The organism is Pseudomonas sp. A6 (genome assembly GCF_052367875.1).
GTDB lineage: Bacteria > Pseudomonadota > Gammaproteobacteria > Pseudomonadales > Pseudomonadaceae > Pseudomonas > Pseudomonas citronellolis.
This window is the reverse complement of sequence record NZ_CP198970.1, coordinates 854798-874427: the sequence shown is the minus strand read 5'-3', so window position 1 is coordinate 874427 and position 19630 is coordinate 854798. Positions and strand designations below refer to the sequence as shown.

Annotated in this window: 16 protein-coding genes and 1 riboswitch; of the genes, 9 read left to right on the top strand and 7 right to left on the bottom strand. The window is 69.1% G+C overall.

The window, feature by feature from the left end; all coding sequences use genetic code 11:
• Positions 1 to 156: 156 nt before the first annotated feature.
• Positions 157 to 291: a hypothetical protein gene (locus ACTWJ5_RS04030; RefSeq protein WP_009617212.1), complete on the bottom strand. Its 135-nt coding sequence runs from the start codon at positions 289 to 291 to the stop codon at positions 157 to 159.
• Positions 292 to 451: 160 nt separating this feature from the next.
• On the opposite strand from ACTWJ5_RS04030, the gene ACTWJ5_RS04025 reads away from it, so the two are divergent.
• Both ACTWJ5_RS04025 and ACTWJ5_RS04020 read left to right on the top strand, forming a co-directional pair.
• Complete coding sequence (locus ACTWJ5_RS04025; RefSeq protein WP_249917922.1) at positions 452 to 1453, top strand: ATP-binding protein; 1002 nt, start codon at positions 452 to 454, stop codon at positions 1451 to 1453.
• Positions 1435 to 2118, top strand: a complete 684-nt coding sequence (locus tag ACTWJ5_RS04020; RefSeq protein WP_249920172.1) for a vWA domain-containing protein — start codon at positions 1435 to 1437, stop codon at positions 2116 to 2118. The genes ACTWJ5_RS04025 and ACTWJ5_RS04020 overlap by 19 nt, the downstream gene beginning before the upstream one ends.
• A 7-nt stretch (positions 2119 to 2125) precedes the next feature.
• Here ACTWJ5_RS04020 and ACTWJ5_RS04015 read toward each other — a convergent pair whose 3' ends face one another.
• From ACTWJ5_RS04015 to cbiE, 3 genes are all read right to left on the bottom strand, one after another.
• Positions 2126 to 2749 carry a glutathione S-transferase family protein gene (locus ACTWJ5_RS04015; protein WP_058071834.1) on the bottom strand — a complete coding sequence of 208 codons (624 nt, stop codon included), beginning with the start codon at positions 2747 to 2749 and terminating at the stop codon, positions 2126 to 2128.
• Between the two features lie 351 nt (positions 2750 to 3100).
• On the bottom strand, positions 3101 to 3829 hold the full coding sequence (locus ACTWJ5_RS04010) for a cobalt-precorrin-6A reductase (protein WP_444437500.1): 729 nt from the start codon (positions 3827 to 3829) through the stop codon (positions 3101 to 3103).
• Positions 3826 to 5028 (bottom strand): precorrin-6y C5,15-methyltransferase (decarboxylating) subunit CbiE, encoded by a 1203-nt coding sequence (cbiE, locus tag ACTWJ5_RS04005; protein WP_444437499.1) that lies wholly within the window; start codon positions 5026 to 5028, stop codon positions 3826 to 3828. Before cbiE ends, ACTWJ5_RS04010 begins: the two co-directional genes overlap by 4 nt.
• Before the next feature lie 77 nt (positions 5029 to 5105).
• A riboswitch (cobalamin riboswitch) is annotated at positions 5106 to 5288 on the top strand.
• Positions 5289 to 5379: 91 nt separating this feature from the next.
• On the opposite strand from cbiE, the gene cobG reads away from it, so the two are divergent.
• From cobG to ACTWJ5_RS03970, 7 genes are all read left to right on the top strand, one after another.
• A complete protein-coding gene (gene cobG, locus ACTWJ5_RS04000) occupies positions 5380 to 6708 on the top strand; it encodes a precorrin-3B synthase (RefSeq protein WP_444437498.1) in 1329 nt (442 codons plus the stop codon).
• Complete coding sequence (locus ACTWJ5_RS03995; RefSeq protein ID WP_249917926.1) at positions 6701 to 7327, top strand: precorrin-8X methylmutase; 627 nt, start codon at positions 6701 to 6703, stop codon at positions 7325 to 7327. The genes cobG and ACTWJ5_RS03995 overlap by 8 nt, the downstream gene beginning before the upstream one ends.
• Positions 7324 to 8067: a precorrin-2 C(20)-methyltransferase gene (locus ACTWJ5_RS03990; protein WP_167361003.1), complete on the top strand. Its 744-nt coding sequence runs from the start codon at positions 7324 to 7326 to the stop codon at positions 8065 to 8067. Before ACTWJ5_RS03995 ends, ACTWJ5_RS03990 begins: the two co-directional genes overlap by 4 nt.
• Entirely contained in the window at positions 8067 to 9710 is a 1644-nt protein-coding gene (gene cobJ, locus ACTWJ5_RS03985; RefSeq protein WP_249917927.1) for a precorrin-3B C(17)-methyltransferase, read from the top strand. The genes ACTWJ5_RS03990 and cobJ overlap by 1 nt, the downstream gene beginning before the upstream one ends.
• A gap of 282 nt (positions 9711 to 9992) precedes the next feature.
• Complete coding sequence (locus ACTWJ5_RS03980; RefSeq protein ID WP_249917928.1) at positions 9993 to 10493, top strand: sigma-70 family RNA polymerase sigma factor; 501 nt, start codon at positions 9993 to 9995, stop codon at positions 10491 to 10493.
• Positions 10490 to 11467 carry a FecR domain-containing protein gene (locus ACTWJ5_RS03975; RefSeq protein WP_444437497.1) on the top strand — a complete coding sequence of 326 codons (978 nt, stop codon included), beginning with the start codon at positions 10490 to 10492 and terminating at the stop codon, positions 11465 to 11467. Before ACTWJ5_RS03980 ends, ACTWJ5_RS03975 begins: the two co-directional genes overlap by 4 nt.
• A 297-nt stretch (positions 11468 to 11764) precedes the next feature.
• The gene (locus ACTWJ5_RS03970) at positions 11765 to 14206 is read left to right on the top strand and encodes a TonB-dependent siderophore receptor (RefSeq protein ID WP_444437496.1); all 2442 of its coding nucleotides are present in this window, start codon (positions 11765 to 11767) and stop codon (positions 14204 to 14206) included.
• Positions 14207 to 14429: 223 nt separating this feature from the next.
• Here the strand turns inward: ACTWJ5_RS03970 and ACTWJ5_RS03965 are convergent, their stop codons facing one another.
• From ACTWJ5_RS03965 to ACTWJ5_RS03955, 3 genes are read right to left on the bottom strand one after another with little or no spacing between them, the layout of a single operon-like run.
• Positions 14430 to 15392 (bottom strand): hypothetical protein, encoded by a 963-nt coding sequence (locus ACTWJ5_RS03965; protein WP_253408753.1) that lies wholly within the window; start codon positions 15390 to 15392, stop codon positions 14430 to 14432.
• Positions 15389 to 16333 (bottom strand): hypothetical protein, encoded by a 945-nt coding sequence (locus tag ACTWJ5_RS03960; protein ID WP_084301974.1) that lies wholly within the window; start codon positions 16331 to 16333, stop codon positions 15389 to 15391. Before ACTWJ5_RS03960 ends, ACTWJ5_RS03965 begins: the two co-directional genes overlap by 4 nt.
• Positions 16330 to 19548, bottom strand: coding sequence for a toxin VasX (locus tag ACTWJ5_RS03955; protein WP_444437495.1), 3219 nt, complete (start codon positions 19546 to 19548; stop codon positions 16330 to 16332). Before ACTWJ5_RS03955 ends, ACTWJ5_RS03960 begins: the two co-directional genes overlap by 4 nt.
• Positions 19549 to 19630 lie beyond the last annotated feature (82 nt).

Below are 19630 nucleotides of genomic sequence, written 5' to 3'. Positions count from 1 at the left end.
TAGCGGTAGGTGGTGTAAGCGGTCATGTTTCGATCCTCTGGTTGAACGGCTTTGGCCTTGTGGGCCGGAAAAACAAAAACCCCGGTCGGGTTGCCGACCGGGGTTTCGTGAAACTGTCTGGTTGGCGACCCTGCTTGCTAGGGCGCCTGTGGGGTATCAGGCGCGCCTGTGGCTAAACCAATACCCATAGAAGAAATAACCGGCGGCAGCGGCCAGCACCTGCGCGCGAACGACCGCGGAGCCGAGGGCACCGGGGCGGGCGAGGGACTGGATGGACAGGCTGGACGGCATGGTTATCTCCACAAGATGCCGGCCAAGCTACCGCATCGGCGCGGGGCTTTCAATCATCCTTTCCTATCGCCTTCATCGACGGCGCCTCGCCCGGCCGCGCCGGCTTCGCTACCATTCGCCTTTCAAGCAAGCCCGCCCAAGCACTCCGCAGGTAACGCCCATGCAACCGCACTTCCCCCTCGCCGCCGTGGTCGCCGCCGACGACCTGAAACTGGCGCTGTGCCTGGCCGCCATCGACCCGGCCATCGGCGGGGTGCTGATCGAGGGCCCGCGCGGCATGGCCAAGTCGACTCTGGCCCGCGGCGTGGCCGACCTGCTCGACGGCGGGCGCTTCGTCACCCTGCCCCTGGGCGCCAGCGAGGAACGCATCGTCGGCACCCTGGACCTGGACGCCGCCCTGGGCGAAGGCCGCGTGCGCTTCTCCCCGGGCATCCTGGCCAACGCCGACGGCGGCGTGCTCTACGTCGACGAGGTGAACCTGCTGCCCGACCACCTGGTGGACCTGCTGCTGGACGTGGCCGCCAGCGGCGTCAACCACGTCGAGCGCGACGGCCTGTCCCACAGCCACCCGGCGCGCTTCGTGCTGATCGGCACCATGAACCCCGAGGAAGGCGAACTGCGCCCGCAACTGCTGGACCGCTTCGGCCTCAAGGTCGAACTGGGCGGCACGCCGCCGCCGGCCGAGCGCGCCGAGATCGTCCGCCGCCGCCTGGCCTTCGACGCCGACGCACAGGCCTTCCTCGGCCACTGGCAGGCCGAGCAGGACGCCCTGCGCCAGCGCTGCGCCCAGGCCCGCCAGCGTCTTCCCGGCATCCCCCTGGACGACGCCGCGCTGCAGGCCATCGCCGAGCGCTGCTACGCCGCCGGGGTGGACGGCCTGCGCGCCGACCTGGTCTGGCTGCGCGGCGCCCGCGCCCATGCCGCCTGGCGCGGCGCCGAGCGCATCGAGACGGAAGATATCGACGCCCTGGAGCCCTTCGCCCTCGCCCACCGCCGCCGCCATGCGCCGCCACCACCAGCGCAGCCGCAGGCACCCCAGGCCCCAGCCGCCAACCAGCCCGAACAAGGCGCGCAAAACGAAGGCCAGTGGGGCGAACTGCCGCCCCGCGCCGTGCCCACCGGCGCCACCCGCGAACTGCCGGGCTGGCCAAAAAAGCCCTGAGCATCCGCCCGCGCCCGGCCCCAGGCGCGGATGCCAGCCCCACACCCGGCCAACTCGCCGGCGGCCGCAGCGGCGCCCGCCGGCACGGCGCACAGTCGCGCGTCGATTGGCCAGCCACCTTCCTGCGCGGACGCCCGAAGAGGCGTGACGAACTGGTGCTGCGCGCCCGCAGCGCCAAGCCCCGCGAACTCTGGCTGGTGATCGTCGACGCCTCGGCCAGCACCCGCCGGCACGGCGCCCTGGGCCAGGCCAAGGGCCTGCTGGCGGAGGTCTTCGAGCAGGCCTATCGGCAACGCGCACGCCTGGCCGTGCTGCACGCCGCGGGGCGGCAGCCGCGCTGGCTGTGGCAGGGGCAGAAGGCTTCGGCGCAGTTGCGCGACTGGCTACGCGAACTGGGCGCCGGCGGCGGCACACCGCTGCCCGAGGCGCTGGCCCAGGCCGCCGACTGGCTGCAGCAGCGCCAGCGCCACAAGCCCGGCGAACGCCAGCGCCTGCTGATCGTCACCGATGGCCGCCTGAGCGACTGCCCGCTCCTGGCGCCGCTGCCCTGCGCCAGCCTGCTGGTGGACATCGAGAGCGGCCCGGTGCGCCTGGGCCGCGCCCGCCAACTGGCCGCGAACCTCGGCGCCGAATACCGCGCCATCGGCGACCTGCCCCTGCGCTGAAGCAGGCTCAGGGCAGGCCGTTGCAACCGTGCTCGCAGAACCCCGGACGCTGGCCCAGCCGCTGGTAATAGGCGGCCACGGCAGGCAGTTCGGGGCGCTGCATCGGCGTCATGAACCAGCGCTGCACCGACAGGCCGATGGCGACGTCGGCCAGGCTGAAACGCTCGCCGGCGACATGGGCGCCGGTGCGCTCCAGCTGGCGGTCGAGCAGCGCCATCAGCCGGCCCCATTCCCGCTCGCTCGCCGCGATGGCCGCGGCATCGGCATGGGCCGGGCTGTTGCGCACCCGCGCCATGAACACGTAGCGCCAGGCGTTGTTCAGCTCGGTGGCCTGCCAGCCCATCCACTGCTCCACCAGCGCCCGTTCGCGAGGCGCGGACGGCAGCAGCTCGTCGCGCGGGTACTGGCTGGCGAGGTAACTGCAAATGGCATTGCTCTCCCAGAGCACGAAATCGCCGTCCACCAGCACCGGCACCAGCGCATTGGGATTGAGCGCGAGGAACTCCTCCGAGTCGGTGGCACGGAAACCGCTGCCCCAGTCTTCCCTGGCGTAGGGAAGCTGCAGCTCGGCGCAGGTCCACAGTACCTTGCGCACGTTGATCGATGAGGCCTTGCCGAGGATTCGCAACATTCCGCCACTCCCTGTTCGCGTCGTGCGTATGACCGTTCGCGGTTATACGCCGGCGCCCCCCGACGCGTCGATCGCGCCGGCTGACGCCGGACACCCCGCCCACACCGAACGGCCCCCTCTCCCGCTTGCGGGAGAGGGCTGGGGAGAGGGGCTCTCATGCGCGAGCGCACCCCGGCCAATCGGCGGATAAAGCGTTCCGCTTTATTGCCCTACGTCATGGTTCGGCGTAGGGCGCATAACGCCTACGGCGTTATCCGCCGCCTGGCCTTGGTTCCCGGCGGCGCCTGGATCGAGCTGGGCGTGGGATGTGACATAGGTGTATCGGCGTATAACCGCGAACGGTTATACGCCCTACAGAAGCGGCTCCAACGCCGTCCACAACGCCTCGACGCTGTCGAACCGCCGATCCACCTCGGGCAATTCCGGCCGCGCCAGGACCACCACCGGCACGCCCCGCTCGCGCGCCACCTGCAGCTTCGGCTCGGTGGCCTGGCTGCCGCTGTTCTTGCTCACCAGCACGTCGGTACCCAGGCGCGCGAACAGCTCGCGCTCGCCCTCCAGGCTGAACGGCCCGCGCGCGCCCAGCACCTCGGCGCGCTCGGTTCCGGGCAGGCTTTGCAGGCAGCGCACGGTCCAGAACTGATGTTCGGGAATCTCGCCGAGGTGCTCCAGCGGCTCGCGCCCCAGGGTAAACAGCGGCCGCTCGAACGGCGCCAGCGCCGCGATCAATTGCGCCCAGCCTTCCACCTCGCGCCAGTCGTCACCGGCCCCGGGCTGCCAGCCCGGTCGGCGCAGGGCCCAGCAGGGCACGCCGGCCAGCTGCGCGGCGCAGGCGGCGTTGCGGCTGATCTGTGCGGCATAGGGATGGGTGGCGTCGAGCAGCAGGTCGTAGCCCTGCCCGGCGATGAAGTCCGCCAGGCCCTCGGCGCCGCCATAGCCGCCGACACGTACCTGGCAGTTGAGGTCGTCCGGCACCTTGCCCAGGCCAGCCAAGCTGTACAGGTGGCCGGGGCCGAGGCGGCGGGCGATGGCCAGGGCCTCGCCGATGCCGCCCAGCAGCAGGATGCGTTTTCCGCTCACGGCTTGCGCACCGCCAGCAGGGTGATCGGCAGGGACGCGCGCCAGGTGTCGAAGCCACCCAGGGGCTGCGCCTGGGCCACCTGCAGGCGCACCAGCTCGCCGCCGTGGCGTTCGCGCCAGCCGACCAGGGCCGCCTCGCTCTGCAGGGTCACCGCGTTGGCCAGCAGCCGGCCGCCGGGCTTGAGGCAATCCCAGCAGTACTCCAGCACGCCCGGCACGGTGACGCCGCCGCCGATGAAGATGGCATCCGGCGCCTCCAGGCCTTCCAGGGCTTCCGGCGCCCGCCCGGCCACCAGTTGCAGGCCGGGCACGCCGAGGGCTTCGCGGTTGTGGGCGATGTGCCCGAGACGGCTTTCCTCGGCCTCGATGGCGAAGGCCCGGCAAGCGGGGTGCGCGCGCATCCACTCGATGCCGATGGAGCCGCAGCCGGCGCCGACGTCCCAGAGCAGTTCGCCCGGCTCCGGGGCCAGGCGCGCGAGGGTCACCGCGCGCACGTCGCGCTTGGTCAACTGGCCATCGTGGCGGTAGGCGTCGTCGGGCAGGCCGGGGGTCAGCGCCAGGCGCCGGGCATCGGCGCCGGCCACGCAGTCGATGGCCAGTACGTTGAGCGCGGCGGCCTCGTCCAGCGACCAGTCGACGGCCAGGCCGTCGATGCGCCGCTCGCGCTCGCCGCCCAGGTGTTCCAGCACGCTCAGCCGGCTCGGCGCGAAACCGCGTTCGCGCAACAGCGCGGCCACCGCTGCGGGGCTGCGGCCATCGGCGCACAGCACCAGCAGGCGGCGCCCCGGATGCAGGCGCGCGTTCAGCGCCGCCAGCGGGCGGCCCACCAGCGACAGCAGCTCCACGTCCTGCAGCGCCCAGCCCAGCCGCGCCGCCGCCAGGCTCACCGAGGATGGCGCCGGCAGCACGCGCATTTCCGCCGCCGGCAGCTGCCGCGCCAGGCTCGCGCCCACGCCGAAGAACAGCGGGTCGCCGCTGGCCAGCACGCAGGTCGGAGTACCGCGCCGCGCCAGCAACGGCGCCATGTCGAAGGGGCTCGGCCAGCGCCTGCGCTGCGCGCCGATGCACGGCGGCAGCAGGGCCAGCTGGCGCTCGCCGCCGAACACGTCGCTGGCCGCCAGCAGGGCGCGGCGGGCGGTCTTGCCGAGGCCGGCATAGCCGTCCTCGCCGATGCCGACGATGGTCAGCCAGGGCGTCATGGGGGTTCCTCTGCGTTGCGACACTGCGCCGCCGGCGTTCCGACGGGCAGGGTTTTCAAGGGGTCGGGCAAAGCGGGCATAATACAGCCTTCGTCGGTGCCCATCAGGGCCGAAGAGGGAACGCGCGGGACCATCCCAGCGCGGCTGCCCCCGCAACTGTAAGCAGCGAGTCCACGCGTCATTGGCCACTGGGAGACCGGGAAGGCCGCGTCGGGCGACGACCTGCCAGCCAGGAGACCTGCCGACGGGACCAGTCGCGCGTGCAAGCATCGAGCGGGGTGTATCGATGTTGTAGATCCTCCTAATCAGGGGCGATCCGCAAGGTCACCGCGACCCAGCCATGGTGACCCTGTGCCGAATCTGCCGCCCGTCCCCCCTGTCGAAATCCGCCCGTCGCCCTGCCCGGGGTTGCTGCGCGTGGTCGCTTCCGGCGATGGCGGCATCTGCCGCATCAAGCTGCCCGGCGGGCGCCTCGACGCCAGTGGCGCCAGGGCCATCGCCCGCGCCGCCGAACGCCATGCCGACGGCGTGCTGGAGGCGACCAACCGCGCCAACCTGCAGATCCGCGGCGTGCACGAAGGCGCCGGCGCAGCGCTTTCCGCCGAACTGCTGCAGGCCGGGCAGGGCCCGCGGGTCGCCGCCGCCGACGACGTGCGCAACCTGCTGCTCAGCCCCGCCGCCGGCCTCGACCCGGCCCAGGCCCTGGACATCTCGCCGCTGGCCGCCACTTTGCTCGACCTGCTGCAGGACGAGCCGCGCTTCCACGGCCTGTCGCCCAAGTTCGCCCTGCAACTGGATGGCGGCGAATCCCTGGCGATGCTCGAACACCCCCACGACATCTGGCTGTCGGCCATGGACGCCGGGCGCTTCGCCTTCGGCCTGGCCGGCTGCCCGCCGCTGCGCGCGCAGGACAGACCCGCACTCGCCGCCATCGCCAGCGAACAGGTGCCGGCCCTGGTCGAGGCCCTGCTGAACCTATTCCTCGACCTGGCCGGCGAGGGCGTTTCGCGCATGCGTCAGTTGCTGGCGAAGGTTCCCGCGCAAGACCTGCTGGCGCGCCTCGACCTGCCGCTGCAACACGACGTGGCCGACTGGCGCCGCGCCGCCGTCGAGCCCTTCGCCCACCTGGGCATCCGCCCACAGCGCCAGGGCGGCCTGTACAGCGTCGGCGCAGGCTTCGTCCTCGGCCGGCTGCACAGCGAACTGCTGCGCGAGCTGGCCGACCTCGCCGAACGCGAGGGCGACGGCAGCCTGCGCCTGACGCCCTGGCAGGGCCTGCTGCTGCCCAACGTGCCGGCCGCGCGCGCCAGCGCCGTGCTCGCCGCACTCGACAGCCTGGGCCTGATCGCCTCGGCCGAACAGCCGCTGTCCCGGTTGCTGGCCTGCAGCGGCTCGGCCGGCTGCGCCCGCGGCCTGGCCGACACCAAGGCCGACGCCCTGCGCCTGGCCGAACGCCTGAGCGCGCCGCTGCCCGCCGGCGTGCACCTGTGCGGCTGCCCGCGCTCCTGCGCCGCCGCCCACGTGGCGCCGCTGACCCTGCTGGCCGTCGCCGACGGCCGCTACGACCTCTACCGCCGCGCCCCCGGCCACGCCGGCTTCGGCCAGCCGCTGGCGCGCGACCTGACCCTCGACGCCGCGGCCGACCGGCTGCGCGATCCCGGAGCCCTACCCGATGCTTGACTACATCCGCGACGGCCAGGCGATCTACCGCCAGTCCTTCGCCACCATCCGCGCCGAGGCCGATCTCTCGGCCATTCCCGCCGACCTGGAAAAGCTCGCCGTGCGGGTGATCCACGCCTGCGGCATGGTCGACGTGGTGCAGGACCTGCGCTTCTCCCCCGGCGCCGGCGCCATCGGCCGCGCGGCCCTGGCGGCGGGCGCGCCGATCCTCTGCGACGCGCGCATGGTCGCCGAGGGCATCACCCGTGCGCGCCTGCCGGCGGCCAACGAGGTGATCTGCACGCTCAACGAAGCGGACGTCCCGGCCCTGGCCCGCGAGTTGGGCAACACCCGCTCGGCGGTGGCCCTGGAGCACTGGCGCGAACACCTGGAAGGCAGCGTGGTGGTGATCGGTAACGCCCCCACCGCGCTGTTCTACCTGCTGGAAATGCTCGACGCCGGCGCGCCGAAACCGGCGCTGATCCTCGGCTTCCCGGTGGGCTTCGTCGGCGCCGCCGAATCCAAGGACCTGCTCGCCGCCGACAGCCACGGCGTGCCCTACGTCATCGTCCGCGGCCGCCGCGGCGGCAGTGCCATGGCCGCCGCCGCGGTGAACGCCCTGGCCACGGAGGTGGAATGATGACCGGCCGCCTGCTCGGCCTGGGCGTCGGCCCCGGCGACCCCGAGCTGATCACCCTCAAGGCCCTGCGCCTGCTGCAAGCCGCGCCCGTGGTCGCCTACTTCGTGGCCAAGGCCAAGCACCACGCCGGCCACGGCGGCAACGCCTTCGGCATCATCGAGCAGCACCTGGGGGCGAGCCAGCAGCGCCTGCCCCTGGTGTACCCGGTGACCACCGAGAAGCTGGAGCCGCCGCTGACCTACGAGGGCGTCATCAGCGACTTCTACGACACCGCCGCCGAACAGGTCGCCGGCCACCTGGAGGCCGGCCGCGACGTCGCGGTGATCTGCGAGGGCGACCCGTTCTTCTACGGCTCCTACATGTACCTGCACGACCGCCTGGCCGAGCGCTACCCGGCCGAAGTGGTGCCCGGCGTGTGCTCCATGCTGGGCAGCGCGGCGGTGCTCGGTGTGCCGCTGGTGTACCGCAACCAGAGCCTCTCGGTGCTCTCCGGCGTGCTGCCGGAGGACGAGCTGAAGCAGCGCCTGGCGGCCGCCGACGCGGCGGTGGTGATGAAGCTCGGGCGCAACTTCGACAAAGTCCGCCGCGTGCTCCGTGAACTGGGCCGCGACGGCGGCGCGCACTACGTGGAACGGGCAACGATGCGCGAGCAGCGCATCGTGCCGCTGGACGAGGTGGACCCGATGGCTTCGCCCTACTTCTCCATGGTGGTGATCCCCGGGCAGAGGTGGCGCGGTTGATGAACGCCTCCCCCGCCATCGTCATCCTCGGCGCCAGCGCCCTGGCCACCGCCCGGCGCCTGCAGGCGCTTTATCCACAGGCGCGCATCCACGGCCTGCTGGGCCGCGTCGACGGCGCCGAGGAAAGCTACCAGGACTTCGGCGACAGCCTGCGCGCGCTCTATCGCAGCGGTACGCCGATCATCGCCCTGTGCGCCGCCGGCATAGTCATCCGCAGCCTGGCCCCGGCGCTGCAGGAAAAAGGTGCGGAGCCACCGGTGCTGGCCGTGGCCGAGGACGGCAGCGCGGTGGTGCCGCTGCTCGGCGGCCTGGCCGGGGTCAACCGCCTGGCCCGGGAGATCGCCGCCGCGCTGGACGTGGCACCGGCCATCACCACCAGCGGCGAACTGCGCTTCGGCACCTGCCTGCTGGAGCCGCCGCCAGGCTATGCCCTGGCCGACATCGAGCAGGGCAAGCGCTTCGTCGCCGACCTGCTGGGCGGCGAAAGCCTGCGCATCGACGGCGACGCCCCCTGGCTGGCCGCAGCGCGCCTGCCGCTGGCCGAGGACGCCAGGCGCAGCGTGCGGGTGACCTGCGAGGCACGCCCGGCGCAGCGCGACGAACTGCTGATCCACCCACGGCGGGTGCTGGCGGAAATCGCCGTGCCTGTGGACAACCTTGCCGAGCGGGTCCGCCAGGCCCTGCGCGCATCCGGGCTGGCGGAAGCTGCCCTGGCCGCGCTGCTCGCCCCACGCCGGTACATGGCCGATGCAGGCCTGGCCGAGGCCGCCAAGGCGCTCGACGTGCCGCTGCGCTTCATCGATGAGCAAGCCTTGCCGGCGGCGCAGGATGGCATCCACCTGCGCCTCGCCGAATCCCCCGAGCAGGCCGCCGGCATCGGCCGCCCACGCGGGCGCCTGAGCGTGATCGGCCTCGGCCCCGGCGCCGCCGAGCACATGACTCCGGCAGTGCGCCGCGCCCTGGACGAAGCCCAGGACCTGCTCGGCTACGAGACCTACGTGAAGATGGCCGAGCCGCTGCGCGCGGACCAGGTGCGCCACTGCAGCGACAACCGCGAGGAGATGCAGCGCGCCCGCCACGCCTTCGAACTGGCCGCCAGCGGCCGGCGGGTGGTGGTGGTGTCGTCCGGCGACCCGGGTGTGTTCGCCATGGCCGCAGCAGTGGTCGAAGCGCTGCATGAAAGCAGCGATGCCGACTGGCACAACGTCGAACTGGAAGTGCTGCCCGGCGTCTCCGCCGCCCTGGCCGCCGCAGCCAAGGCCGGCGCGCCGCTGGGCCACGACTTCTGCCTGATCTCGCTGTCGGACAACCTCAAGCCCTGGGAAGTCATCGAAAAGCGCCTGGACCACGCCGGCGCCGCCGACCTGGCCATGGCCTTCTACAACCCCATCTCCAAGGCCCGCCCCTGGCAGTTGGGCCGCGCCCTGGAAATCGTCCGCCAACACCGCGCGCCGGAAACCCTGGTGGTGCTCGGCCGCGACATAGGCCGCCCGGCCGAGGCGCTGCGCACGCTCACCCTCGGCGAGCTGCAGCCGGAGATGGTGGACATGCGCACCCTGGTGATCATCGGTTCGTCGCTCACCCGCCGCTTCCCCCGGGCCGGTGGTGGTGATTGGGTGTATACGCCGCGGTGGTATCGCTGAGGATTTCCGTTTCCCGGCTTTTGGGTTTTCGGCTTTTCGTAGGAGCGAGCTTGCTCGCGAACCCGCTTCACACCACACCTTCCCCGTCATTCCCGCGAACGCGGGGATCCAGAGTCTCTGGGTTCCCGCGTTCGCGGGAATGACAGGGGAGAGTTGAGGTGCCAGGGAATGTTCGCGAGCAAGCTCGCTCCTACAGGAAGACCCGCCCGCGTCCCGCTTGCAAATGGCCAGTGCGTTGATGAAAATGCGACGAATTATCATTCTTCATCTTTCCCGGCGCCCATGGCCTCCTCCACCCTCGACATCGACCAGCTGTACAGCGACCACCACGGCTGGCTGCACGGTTGGCTGCGCAGCCGCCTGGGCAACGCCGCGGATGCCGCCGACCTGGCCCAGGACACCTTCCTGCGCGTGCTGCTCAAGCAGGAGCTGCTGGAGCTGCGCACCCCGCGCGCCTTCTTGCGCACCATCGCCCGCGGCCTGGTGATCGACCACTGGCGCCGCGAGGAGCTGGAGCGCGCCTACCTGGAGTCCATCGCCCACCTGCCGGAGGCGGAAGCGCCCTCGGCGGAAACCCGCGAAATGCTCCTGGAACTGCTGGAAAGCATCGCCCGCCTGCTCGACGGCCTGAAGCCCAAGGTGCGCACCGCCTTCCTGCTGGCCCAGTGCGAGGGCCTGCCCCACGGGCAGGTCGCCGAACGGCTCGGGGTTTCCGTGCGCTCGGTGGAGCGCTACGTGGCCGAGGCGCTGTTCCACTGCTACCAGGCGCGCTACGCCGAATGAACGCCACCGCCGAACTGCAACCCGATGCCCGAGTGGTCAAGCAGGCCATCCAGTGGATGCTGCGCCTCTCCGGCGGCGCCGACCCGGCCGTGCAGGAAGCCTGCGCCCACTGGCGCGCCCAGCACGCCGAGCACGAACTGGCCTGGCAACGCGTGCAGTCGCTGAACCAGGAACTGCGCAGCGGCCTGCAGAGCGTGCCGGGCAGCCGCGTGGCCCTGGAAACTCTGGAGAAAGGCAGCCAGCGCCTGCAACGGCGCCAGGCCCTGAAACTGCTCTCGGTGGTCGCCCTGGGCGGCTCCGCCCTGTGGCTGAGCCGCGACCTCGGCCCCTGGCAGCGCTGGAGCGCCGACTACGCCAGCGGCATCGGCGAACGCAAGCGCTTCGTCCTGGCCGACGGCAGCAGACTGCAACTGAACACCGACACCGCCGTCGACGTCTTCTTCGCCCCGCAGCAGCGCCTGCTGGTCCTGCAGCGCGGCGAAATCCTCGTCAGCACCGCCAAGGACCCCGCCCGGCCGCTGCGCGTGCGCAACCGCGACGGCCTGTTCGAAGCCCTGGGCACCCGCTTCGTGCTGCGCCAGAACGCGAGCGACACCCTGCTCAGCGTACAGCAGGGCGCCGTGGCCATCGCCCCGCGCCGCCAGGGCCAGACCAGCACGGTGGCCGAGGCCGGCCAGCGCTACCTGGTCGACGCCAACGGCGCCACCCCGCTGGCCGCCAGCAGCATGGACAGCAGCGCCTGGGCCGACGGCCTGATCGTCAGCCGCGACATGCGCCTGGCCGACTTCCTCGCCGAAGTCTCCCGCTACCGCCACGGCCACCTCGGCTGCGACCCGCTGGTGGCCGACCTGCGCCTGTCCGGCGTATTCCGCCTGGACGACACCAACAAACTCCTCGACCTGCTGCCGCGCACCCTGCCGGTACGCGTCATGCGTCGCAGCGATTGGTGGGTGACCGTCGAAGCCCGCACCTGAACCGCACTCCCCTGTACCTGTAGGAGCGAGCTTGCTCGCGAACTCGCTTCGCACCGCACCTTCCCCCGTCATTCCCGCGAACGCGGGAACCCAGAGACTCTGGATCCCCGCGTTCGCGGGGACGACGGGTTGGAGATCGGTGCCGGGGCTGTTCGCGAGCAAGCTCGCTCCTACGAAGAGCCGCATGGGCGCCATCGGAAACTTTTTCGCGGATGAGAATTATTTTTGTCGGGTTTTCCATCATCGGCCGGCATGGAGATAAACCCTCCCATTTCCCGCCCTGACGGATACCTCTCCATGCGTGCAGTCCCGGCTCGATCATCCGCCCTGAACTCTCCCGCCAGCCGCCTCTCCATCGCCGTGCGTGGCGCCCTGCTGTGCGCCGCCCTGGGCAGCGCCCTGCCCCTGACTGCCTGGGCCGCCGACGCCGCCAGCGTCACCCGCAGCCGCGCCTACGCCATTCCCGCCGGGCCCCTGGGCGAGGTGCTCAACAGCTTCGCCCGCGAAGCCGGCATCACCCTTTCGGCCACCCCGCAGCAGACCGCCGGGCTGCAATCCGAAGGGCTCAACGGCACCTATTCGGTGGACCAGGGCCTGGCCCGCTTGCTCGCCGATACCCCGCTGCAGGCCGAGGACCAAGGCGACGGCAGCTACGTGCTGCGCGCCGCCGGGCCCAAGGACGCCCTGGCCCTGCCCTCCACCAGTGTGTTCGCCCTGGGCAACGCGCTGGGCAGCGAGGACGGCTACCTGGCCACCCACAGCCAGATCGCCACCAAGACCTCCAAGGCCCTGCTGGAAACCAGCCAGAGCGTCTCGGTGGTGACCCGCGAGCAGATCCAGGACCAGGGCTCGAAGACCGTGCAGCAGGCGATCCGCTACACCCCCGGCATCTTCACCGGCCAGGTCGGCGCCTCCAACCGCTACGACTACATCGTCATGCGCGGCTTCGCCGACAACAGCGTGGACAACATCTACCTGGACGGCCTCAAGGCCATGGGCGACAGCGGCACCTTCAGCTCGATGCAGGTCGACCCGTACTTCCTCGAACGCATCGACGTGCTCAAGGGCCCGTCCTCGGTGCTCTACGGCCGCAGCCTGCCCGGCGGCCTGGTGGCGCTGACCAGCAAGAAGCCGCTGTACGAGGACTACCACCAGGTCACCGCCAGCGTCGGCAACATGAAGCAGCGCGAGCTGGGCTTCGACTTCAGCGGCCCGCTGGACGAGGAGAAACGCATCGCCTACCGCGTGGTCGGCCTGGGCAAGGGCGCCGACACCCAGTTCGACCACACCAGGGAAGAGCGCTACGCCATCGCCCCGAGCCTGGCCATCGACTTCAGCGACGACACCACCCTGACCCTCCAGGGCTACCTGCAGCACGACCCCAACGGCGGCTACCACAGCGGCGTGCCGGCCGACGGCGCGCTGTACCACCACAACGGCCGCAAGATCGACCGCGACTTCTTCGACGGCGAGCCGAGCATCGACGACTTCGACCGCACCCAGCGCATGTTCGGCTACCAGCTGGAGCACCGCATCGACGACGTCTGGTCGGCGCGGCAGAACTTCCGCTACCTGGAGTCCGACGTGAGCCTGGCGCAAGTCTATGGCTACGGCTGGACCGCCCCGGACAGCAACGAGCTGACGCGCTACTTCTCCGGCGCCCGCGAGCGCCTGGAGGCCTACATCATCGACAACATGGCCCAGGCCGAATTCGCCACCGGCGCGGCACAGCACACCCTGCTGATGGGCCTGGACTACCAGCGCCGGCACACCTCGGTGGACTGGTCCTCCGGCTCGGTGGCGCCGCTGAACGCCTTCGACCCGGTCTACGGCAACGCCGCCATCAGCTACTACCCCGACGACAACCACACCCGCCGCCTGGAGCAGACCGGCGTCTACGCCCAGGACCTGATCGACCTGGACAACTGGCGCTTCTCCCTGGGCATGCGCCAGGACTGGGTGACGGTGGAAGACAAGAACCGCAGCAGCGGCAGCAAGGCCGACGACGACTGGAAGAAATTCACCGGCCGCGCCGGCGTGCTCTACCTGTTCGACAACGGCATCGCGCCCTACGTCAGCTACTCCGAGTCGTTCAACCCCAACGCCTACTCCGACCAGAACGGCACCCCGCTGGAACCCACCGAGGGCAAGCAGTGGGAACTGGGCCTGAAGTACCAGCCACCGGGCAGCGCCAGCCTGTACACCGCCTCGCTGTTCCACATCACCCAGGAGAACGTGGCCACCAAGGAGCCGCAGGACAACTTCTACACCTCGGTCGGCGAGATCCGCTCCCAGGGCCTGGAACTGGAAGCGCACATCCAGGCGACGCAGAACCTCAAGCTGCTGGGCAGCTACACCTACACCGACATCACCTACAGCAAGGCGCTGGACGGCAACCAGGGCCACACCCCGAACCAGGCGCCCAAGCACATGGCCTCGGTCTGGGCCGACTACGCCTTCGACGCCGGCCCGCTGGACGGCCTGAGCATCGGCGGCGGCGCCCGCTACGTCGGCGAGACCTGGGCGGACAAGGAAAACACCCTGCGCGTGCCCGACTACACCCTGGTCGACGCCCGCATCGGCTACGACCTCGGCAAGCTGGGCATGAAGGGCCTGGACGTCAGCCTCAACGCCAACAACCTGCTGGACAAGGACTACGTGGCCTCCTGCTACAACCTCGACTACTGCTACTTCGGCGAGAAGCGCAACGTCACCGCCACGGTCAACTACCAGTTCTGAGCCCAAGCCGCCCGCCCAGCGGGCGGCCCTTCACCCCAGCCCTCTTCCGCGCCCGCCGCACTCCCTCCCCAGGACCGGACGCGCAGGAGAGGGCTGGGGTGAGGGCGGCCATTCCCTCGTAGGAGCGAGCGGATTCCAGGCTGACGGTATCGCCCAGGGAACTTGGTGAAGCAGTATCAGCAACAGGTCGAACTCCCGCTGCTGCTCGGTGGAATGGGGCGTATCACGTCACAGCCTCTCCCGCCAACTCAGCCTCACGTTGTCGAATGGCTTCGTCCCACTCAGGGGAGCGCTTGGCCCATTGTTCGGGTGGCAGGGGGGCGGACCATTCGACTATGGCGGGGTCGGTCAAATCGGGAGGCGGCGCCAGCTTCCAGGTTTGCAGCATAGCTGCCAAGGGGGTCCCGAAGGCGACAATCGTAAATATCAGCCATAGTGCTTTACCGAACTCCTTGGCGAGTAAGTGCTTTTTTATGCCGGCATAGAACATCCAGATACTTCCCCAGATGGCTCCCCGCCCTCCCAATAGTTTTCGTGTGCCTTCCAGGTCATTTTCCAGCGGCACCGCTTCCGGCCCTATTTCCATATAGCTGCGCATGCACTCCCACAGGCGCATTGCCGTTGTGCCGCCACCACAACTGAATCCCATACTGCAATCCCGTTCGCCTTCCTTCGCATTCGGGTCCGGGTTCTTGAAGCCCACCACCAGCATGCCTTGGGTGGTCTTACCATGGCGTCCCACCGAGTCCATGGCAATGGCCTGCGCTACCACGGTTTCCCAGGGCACTATCCAGTAGCTGCCATCCTTCTGTGGTACACAGACTTCGCGGCGTTGGCGGTTGAAGCGGGTGGGAGGAGGAGGAGATTGGGTCAATACGTAGATCAACAAAAAGATAGGAAATACACATAGGCAAAAGATTGCGAACCCAAGAGCAATTTGTAAGTCCAGTGAGTCGTCAAAAGAAGGCAATGGAACGAAGAAAATACCAATAAGTACCATCGGCCAAGCCATCATTACTGCTGAGCCAATGCTGTACTCGCCAATATCAAGAAACACCTCATTCTTGCGCCAGATGGTATTAAGCACATCCCTTGGGGGCTGGCCGGTGGGAATGGCCGGTGGCGCCAGGTAGTCCTCGCGGGAGAACAGGCCCTTCTTCTGGCTGCCTGCGGGTGGCAAGGTCACGTCGCAGCCTTCCCTGCTAACTCCGCCTCACATTGTCGAATGGCTTCGTCCCACTCAGGGGAGCGTTTGGCCCATTGTTCGGATGGCAGGGGTTTGGACCATTCGACTATGGCGGGGTCGGTCAGATCGGGAGGGGGGATCAGCTTTCGCTCCTGTAGATAAAAACCTAGCGGAGCGCCTAGAAAGAAGGTGAAGAAAACGTCCTTGAGCGCGGACTTGACGTTTCCCTTCAATAGGGAACGAATGGCATCGCCCATGATGCTCAAGAACCAACCCAGTAGACTTCTACCGGTTTTCTCTCCTTCGAAATGGCATTTAGGCACCGCCTCGGGACCGATCTCCATATAACTGCGAATGCACTCCCACAGACACATCGCCGTAGTACCGCCACCACAACTGAACCCCATACTGCAATCCCGTTCGCCTTCCTTCGCATTCGGGTCCGGGTTCTTGAAGCCCACCACCAGCATGCCTTGGGTGGTCTTGCCATGGCGCCCCACCGAGTCCATGGCAATGGCCTGCGCCACCACGGTTTCCCAGGGCACTATCCAGTAGCTGCCATCCTTCTGTGGTACACAGACTTCGCGGCGTTGGCGGTTGAAGCGGGTAGGTGGAGGGACAGGTTGGGTCAGGCTATAGAGCACGAACGAGGAAGGAATTCCGACAATGATCAGACCAGCTACCAGGATGAACAGAGAAAACTCGGGCAACGACTCCCTAAATGGCACCCCCATAGCCAGCAACAGGAGAATCATAGGCCACGCAATCATCACAAACGAGCCAATGCTGTACTCGCCAATATCAAGAAACACCTCGTTCTTGCGCCAGATGGTATTAAGCACATCCCTTGGGGGTTGCCCGGTGGGAATGGCCGGTGGCGCCAGATAGTCCTCGCGGGAGAACAGGCCCTTCTTCTGGCTGCCGGCGGGGGGAAGTGTCATCGAGTTTCCTTGGGATGCAGGTGGCTCTCACCAGTCAGGCGGTAGGTTTGCGCACGGTCCAGTTCCGGGGTGGGTTCGCCGGGACGCAATGTGACAGGTGCATTTTCCGCCGTCAGAACATAGGCCACGCCCTGTCTTCCGCCGATGGTCGTGATGCCGGCCAGATCCACCAGTGGGTTGCGGTAGCGCAGGCGTAGCGAGAGGCGCACCTGGGCCTGGCGGAAGGCGCCGCTCAGGCGCAGGCCCTGGCCTTGGTCCGCCGGTATCCAGGTGCATTGGCTGCGCTCCAGCCAGAGATCGCCAATATCCAGGTTGGGCTGGTCGTTACTGCGGAGCATGCGGAAGTGGTCGGGTATGGGACTGCCGATCAGGCCCAACTCCAGTTCGACACTGGACGGCTCGGCACCCGGCAAGTCGATGGTCAGGCGCTGGATGGCTTCCAGGCTGACGGTGTCGCCCAGGGAGCCGGGCACCCGCTGGGACTTGCTGTCCACGCTGACGCGTGGCTGGTAAAGCAGTATCAGCAACTGGTCGAACTCCCGTTGCTGCTGCTCGGCGGGAATGGGATCGGTATTGCCGGCGCGAGCCTTGGACCAGCAGCAGTTGGCCAGATACTGCTGCAGCGGTGTGGATTGCCGCCACCATGCAAAAAGGTAGACTCCGCCCAATGCGAGCAGCAACAGATTGATCGGCCCCATGCCCAGGCGGAAGTGGCGGATGGCTGTGGGCGTATCAATGCGCTTGGCCAAGCGTAGAAAAGTCAAACCGAGCCCCAGGGTGGCCTGGGCGCCATAAGCGGTGATCTGCCCCGCCACAGCCAACCGACGGATTTCTATCCAAGGATCGATACTGCTCTGGGCCGCCTCTACCTGGCGGCCAAGGCTGAAAAACTCTGTCCCCGAAGCACCAAGCGACAACAAGCCAACAAATCCACCAAACAGCGTCAGGGTTGGTGCAACAAACGAGAGTTGGCCCTTGGTCAAGGTAAATTCCTGCACCCCCCGCCCAACAATCACCCAATTCTGCACCACCGCCACCAATGCCGCCCCCGCATAGAGCGTGGCCGAAATGCTCTCGGCCCGGCGCTGGGTATCCATCCGCTCCAGGGCATGGGCCTGCGCCAGGTAGCTCTCGGCATTGAGCGCGTTGACCAGCAGCGCCGCCAGCGGCAGCAAGCCGCCGCTGTTCTGCACCGCGGGGCTTTGCAGGATGCCGGCGGCGCGGCCCTGGCCGATGGCCTGGGCGGTGTTGTTGACCCACTGGCCGAGCTGTTGCGCCTGCTGGCCGAGCAGGCGCCAGGTGGCCACGCCGTTGTTCAGGGTTCGGACCAGCGGGGCGCCGGCGCTCAGGCGGGTGACCAGCAGGGTGCCCAGCCATTGCCCCGGCAGGACGCCCTTCTGCTGCAGCGCCAGCAGCACGGCGCCCAGGCGGGCCACGGTGAGGCTCCAGTAGCCGTCGACGTCGCTGGCCAGGCGCTGCAGCGCCTGTACGGTCGCGGCGCCGAGCAGGTGGGTCAGTGTCTCGTGGGTGGCGCTCAGGTTGTCCTGGGCGAGCGCCGCCTGTAGCTCGCCCAGGCGCGCGGTGTTGTTCACCGCCGCTTCCAGCGATGGGCTCCAGCCCAGGAACAGCAAGCGGAAGACGCCGCCGTCCTTGGCGCGCAGGAAGTCGCCGAACTGCTCGACGCCCTGGCGGCGATGGCACTGGGCGCTGAGGCAGGCGTCGGCCAGTTCGTCCAGCCAGCACTGGTGCTGCGGGTTGTCGTGCTCGACGAACCAACTGCCCAGGTCGTGGCGCGGCAGGAAGGCCTGGCGGTCGGCATAGAGGCTGGCATGGCGGGCCTCGACCTGGCGGAAATGCGCCGGGGCCTGCTCGTCCAGCCAGCGATCCATGCGTTCCAGGTCGATGTATTCGGCGACCTTGGCGCTGGCCCGGCCGCCGGCGAGCTGGCTGGCCTTGTCCTGGCGGTAGTCGCGCACGATGTCCTGTACCTGCTGCTGCAACTCGGCGGGGATGAAGGCGCGCAGCGGCGCCAGGCGTTGTTCGCGACGGCGGGCGATATCCGCGATGCGTTCGTCGGCGGCGGCGTGACCGATGCGCTGGCGCTCGTGGACGTTGACCTGGGTCTCTTCGTCCAGCAGGGCCTTGAGGGGCGCCTGGGCGGCGAGCAATTGCTCGCCCTGCTCGGGGGTGAGCTGGATATCGTGTTCGCGGTAACGGTAATTGAGCAGGCTGGCCAGCTCGCCACCGTCCTCGCGGACCAGGCTGCGGATGAAGCCGCCGACGTTCTGGCGCAGGTTGTTGTCGGCCATCCAGGCTTCGTGGCGGGCTTCCAGCTGTTCCTGCTCGTGGTTGAGGTCGCGCAGCACGCCCAGGTCGTCGTCGAGCGCGGCGAGCACCGCATGCAGTTCCCCGGCCTCGCTGCGTGCGCTGTCCAGCCACGCCGAGGTGGCGGGCACTTCCCACACCTGGGCGCTCCAGGCGCCCGGCGCGTCTTCCCGCTCGGCCTGGGGGTGGCGCATGGCGGCTTGCGAGCGGGCGTTGTACCACTCCATGGCGTGGATATAGGCGCGCACGTTCTCTTGGGTGGGGGCGGCGTTCATCCGCTCGGCCAGTTCCCGGGTCCGTCGTTTGTCCGCCTCGCGGTTCTGCGCATGTTCCTTGGCCAGAACGCGTTCGCGGACCTCCGGCATCAGTTCGGCCAGCAGCGTTTCACTTGCGTCGAGCGGGGGGCAGTGCGGTGCCTGCAGGCGCAGGGCGACCTCGCCCAGGGCGACGTGGCGCATGCGCCGCTGGCGAATGCCGGCCTCCGCCAGTTGGGCGCAGGCGTCTGCGCCGAGGGGGATTTCGCTGTACAGGAGCCAGGCATCGCGGCGCTTGTCCAGGGCGAAGCCGGCCTGGCTGCCGTGCAGCAGGACGCTCTCGTCGGCCGTCAGCGGCTGCGCCTGCAGCAACCCGTCGGCGGCCACGGCATAGCGTTGCAGCGGCCCCTGCGCATGCCAGAGGTAGAGGAAGCCACCGCGCAGGCGGCGCAGGGCCATGGGGTGGCTGCTGGCACGCACGGCCGGTTGCAGGCTGGCGTGGCGGGCGGGGTGCTCGGCCAGGGCGTAGCGCGCCGGGACGACGTACAGCTCGTTCTGGCGCGCCGGGCAACTGGCTATCGGGTTGCGGGCGTCGTCATGGCTCATGCCGTGCAGGCGGTTGGGGTTGCTGATCATGAAGCGCTCCTATACGAACCGCCGAGGCGGGATAACCCGGCATGGCAGCAGTTCGAATAGGGGAGGTGAAGTCGGCTTGAGC

Bases quoted from the DNA above. Each gene is read 5' to 3' on its own strand.
- ACTWJ5_RS04030 (WP_009617212.1), bottom strand. From the start codon at position 291: ATGCCGTCCAGCCTGTCCATCCAGTCCCTCGCCCGCCCCGGTGCCCTC.
- ACTWJ5_RS04025 (WP_249917922.1), top strand. From the start codon at position 452: ATGCAACCGCACTTCCCCCTCGCCGCCGTGGTCGCCGCCGACGACCTG.
- ACTWJ5_RS04015 (WP_058071834.1), bottom strand. From the start codon at position 2,749: ATGTTGCGAATCCTCGGCAAGGCCTCATCGATCAACGTGCGCAAGGTA.
- cbiE (WP_444437499.1), bottom strand. From the start codon at position 5,028: ATGACGCCCTGGCTGACCATCGTCGGCATCGGCGAGGACGGCTATGCC.
- ACTWJ5_RS03995 (WP_249917926.1), top strand. From the start codon at position 6,701: ATGCTTGACTACATCCGCGACGGCCAGGCGATCTACCGCCAGTCCTTC.
- ACTWJ5_RS03990 (WP_167361003.1), top strand. From the start codon at position 7,324: ATGATGACCGGCCGCCTGCTCGGCCTGGGCGTCGGCCCCGGCGACCCC.
- cobJ (WP_249917927.1), top strand. From the start codon at position 8,067: ATGAACGCCTCCCCCGCCATCGTCATCCTCGGCGCCAGCGCCCTGGCC.
- ACTWJ5_RS03980 (WP_249917928.1), top strand. From the start codon at position 9,993: ATGGCCTCCTCCACCCTCGACATCGACCAGCTGTACAGCGACCACCAC.
- ACTWJ5_RS03975 (WP_444437497.1), top strand. From the start codon at position 10,490: ATGAACGCCACCGCCGAACTGCAACCCGATGCCCGAGTGGTCAAGCAG.
- ACTWJ5_RS03970 (WP_444437496.1), top strand. From the start codon at position 11,765: ATGCGTGCAGTCCCGGCTCGATCATCCGCCCTGAACTCTCCCGCCAGC.
- ACTWJ5_RS03960 (WP_084301974.1), bottom strand. From the start codon at position 16,333: ATGACACTTCCCCCCGCCGGCAGCCAGAAGAAGGGCCTGTTCTCCCGC.
- ACTWJ5_RS03955 (WP_444437495.1), bottom strand. From the start codon at position 19,548: ATGATCAGCAACCCCAACCGCCTGCACGGCATGAGCCATGACGACGCC.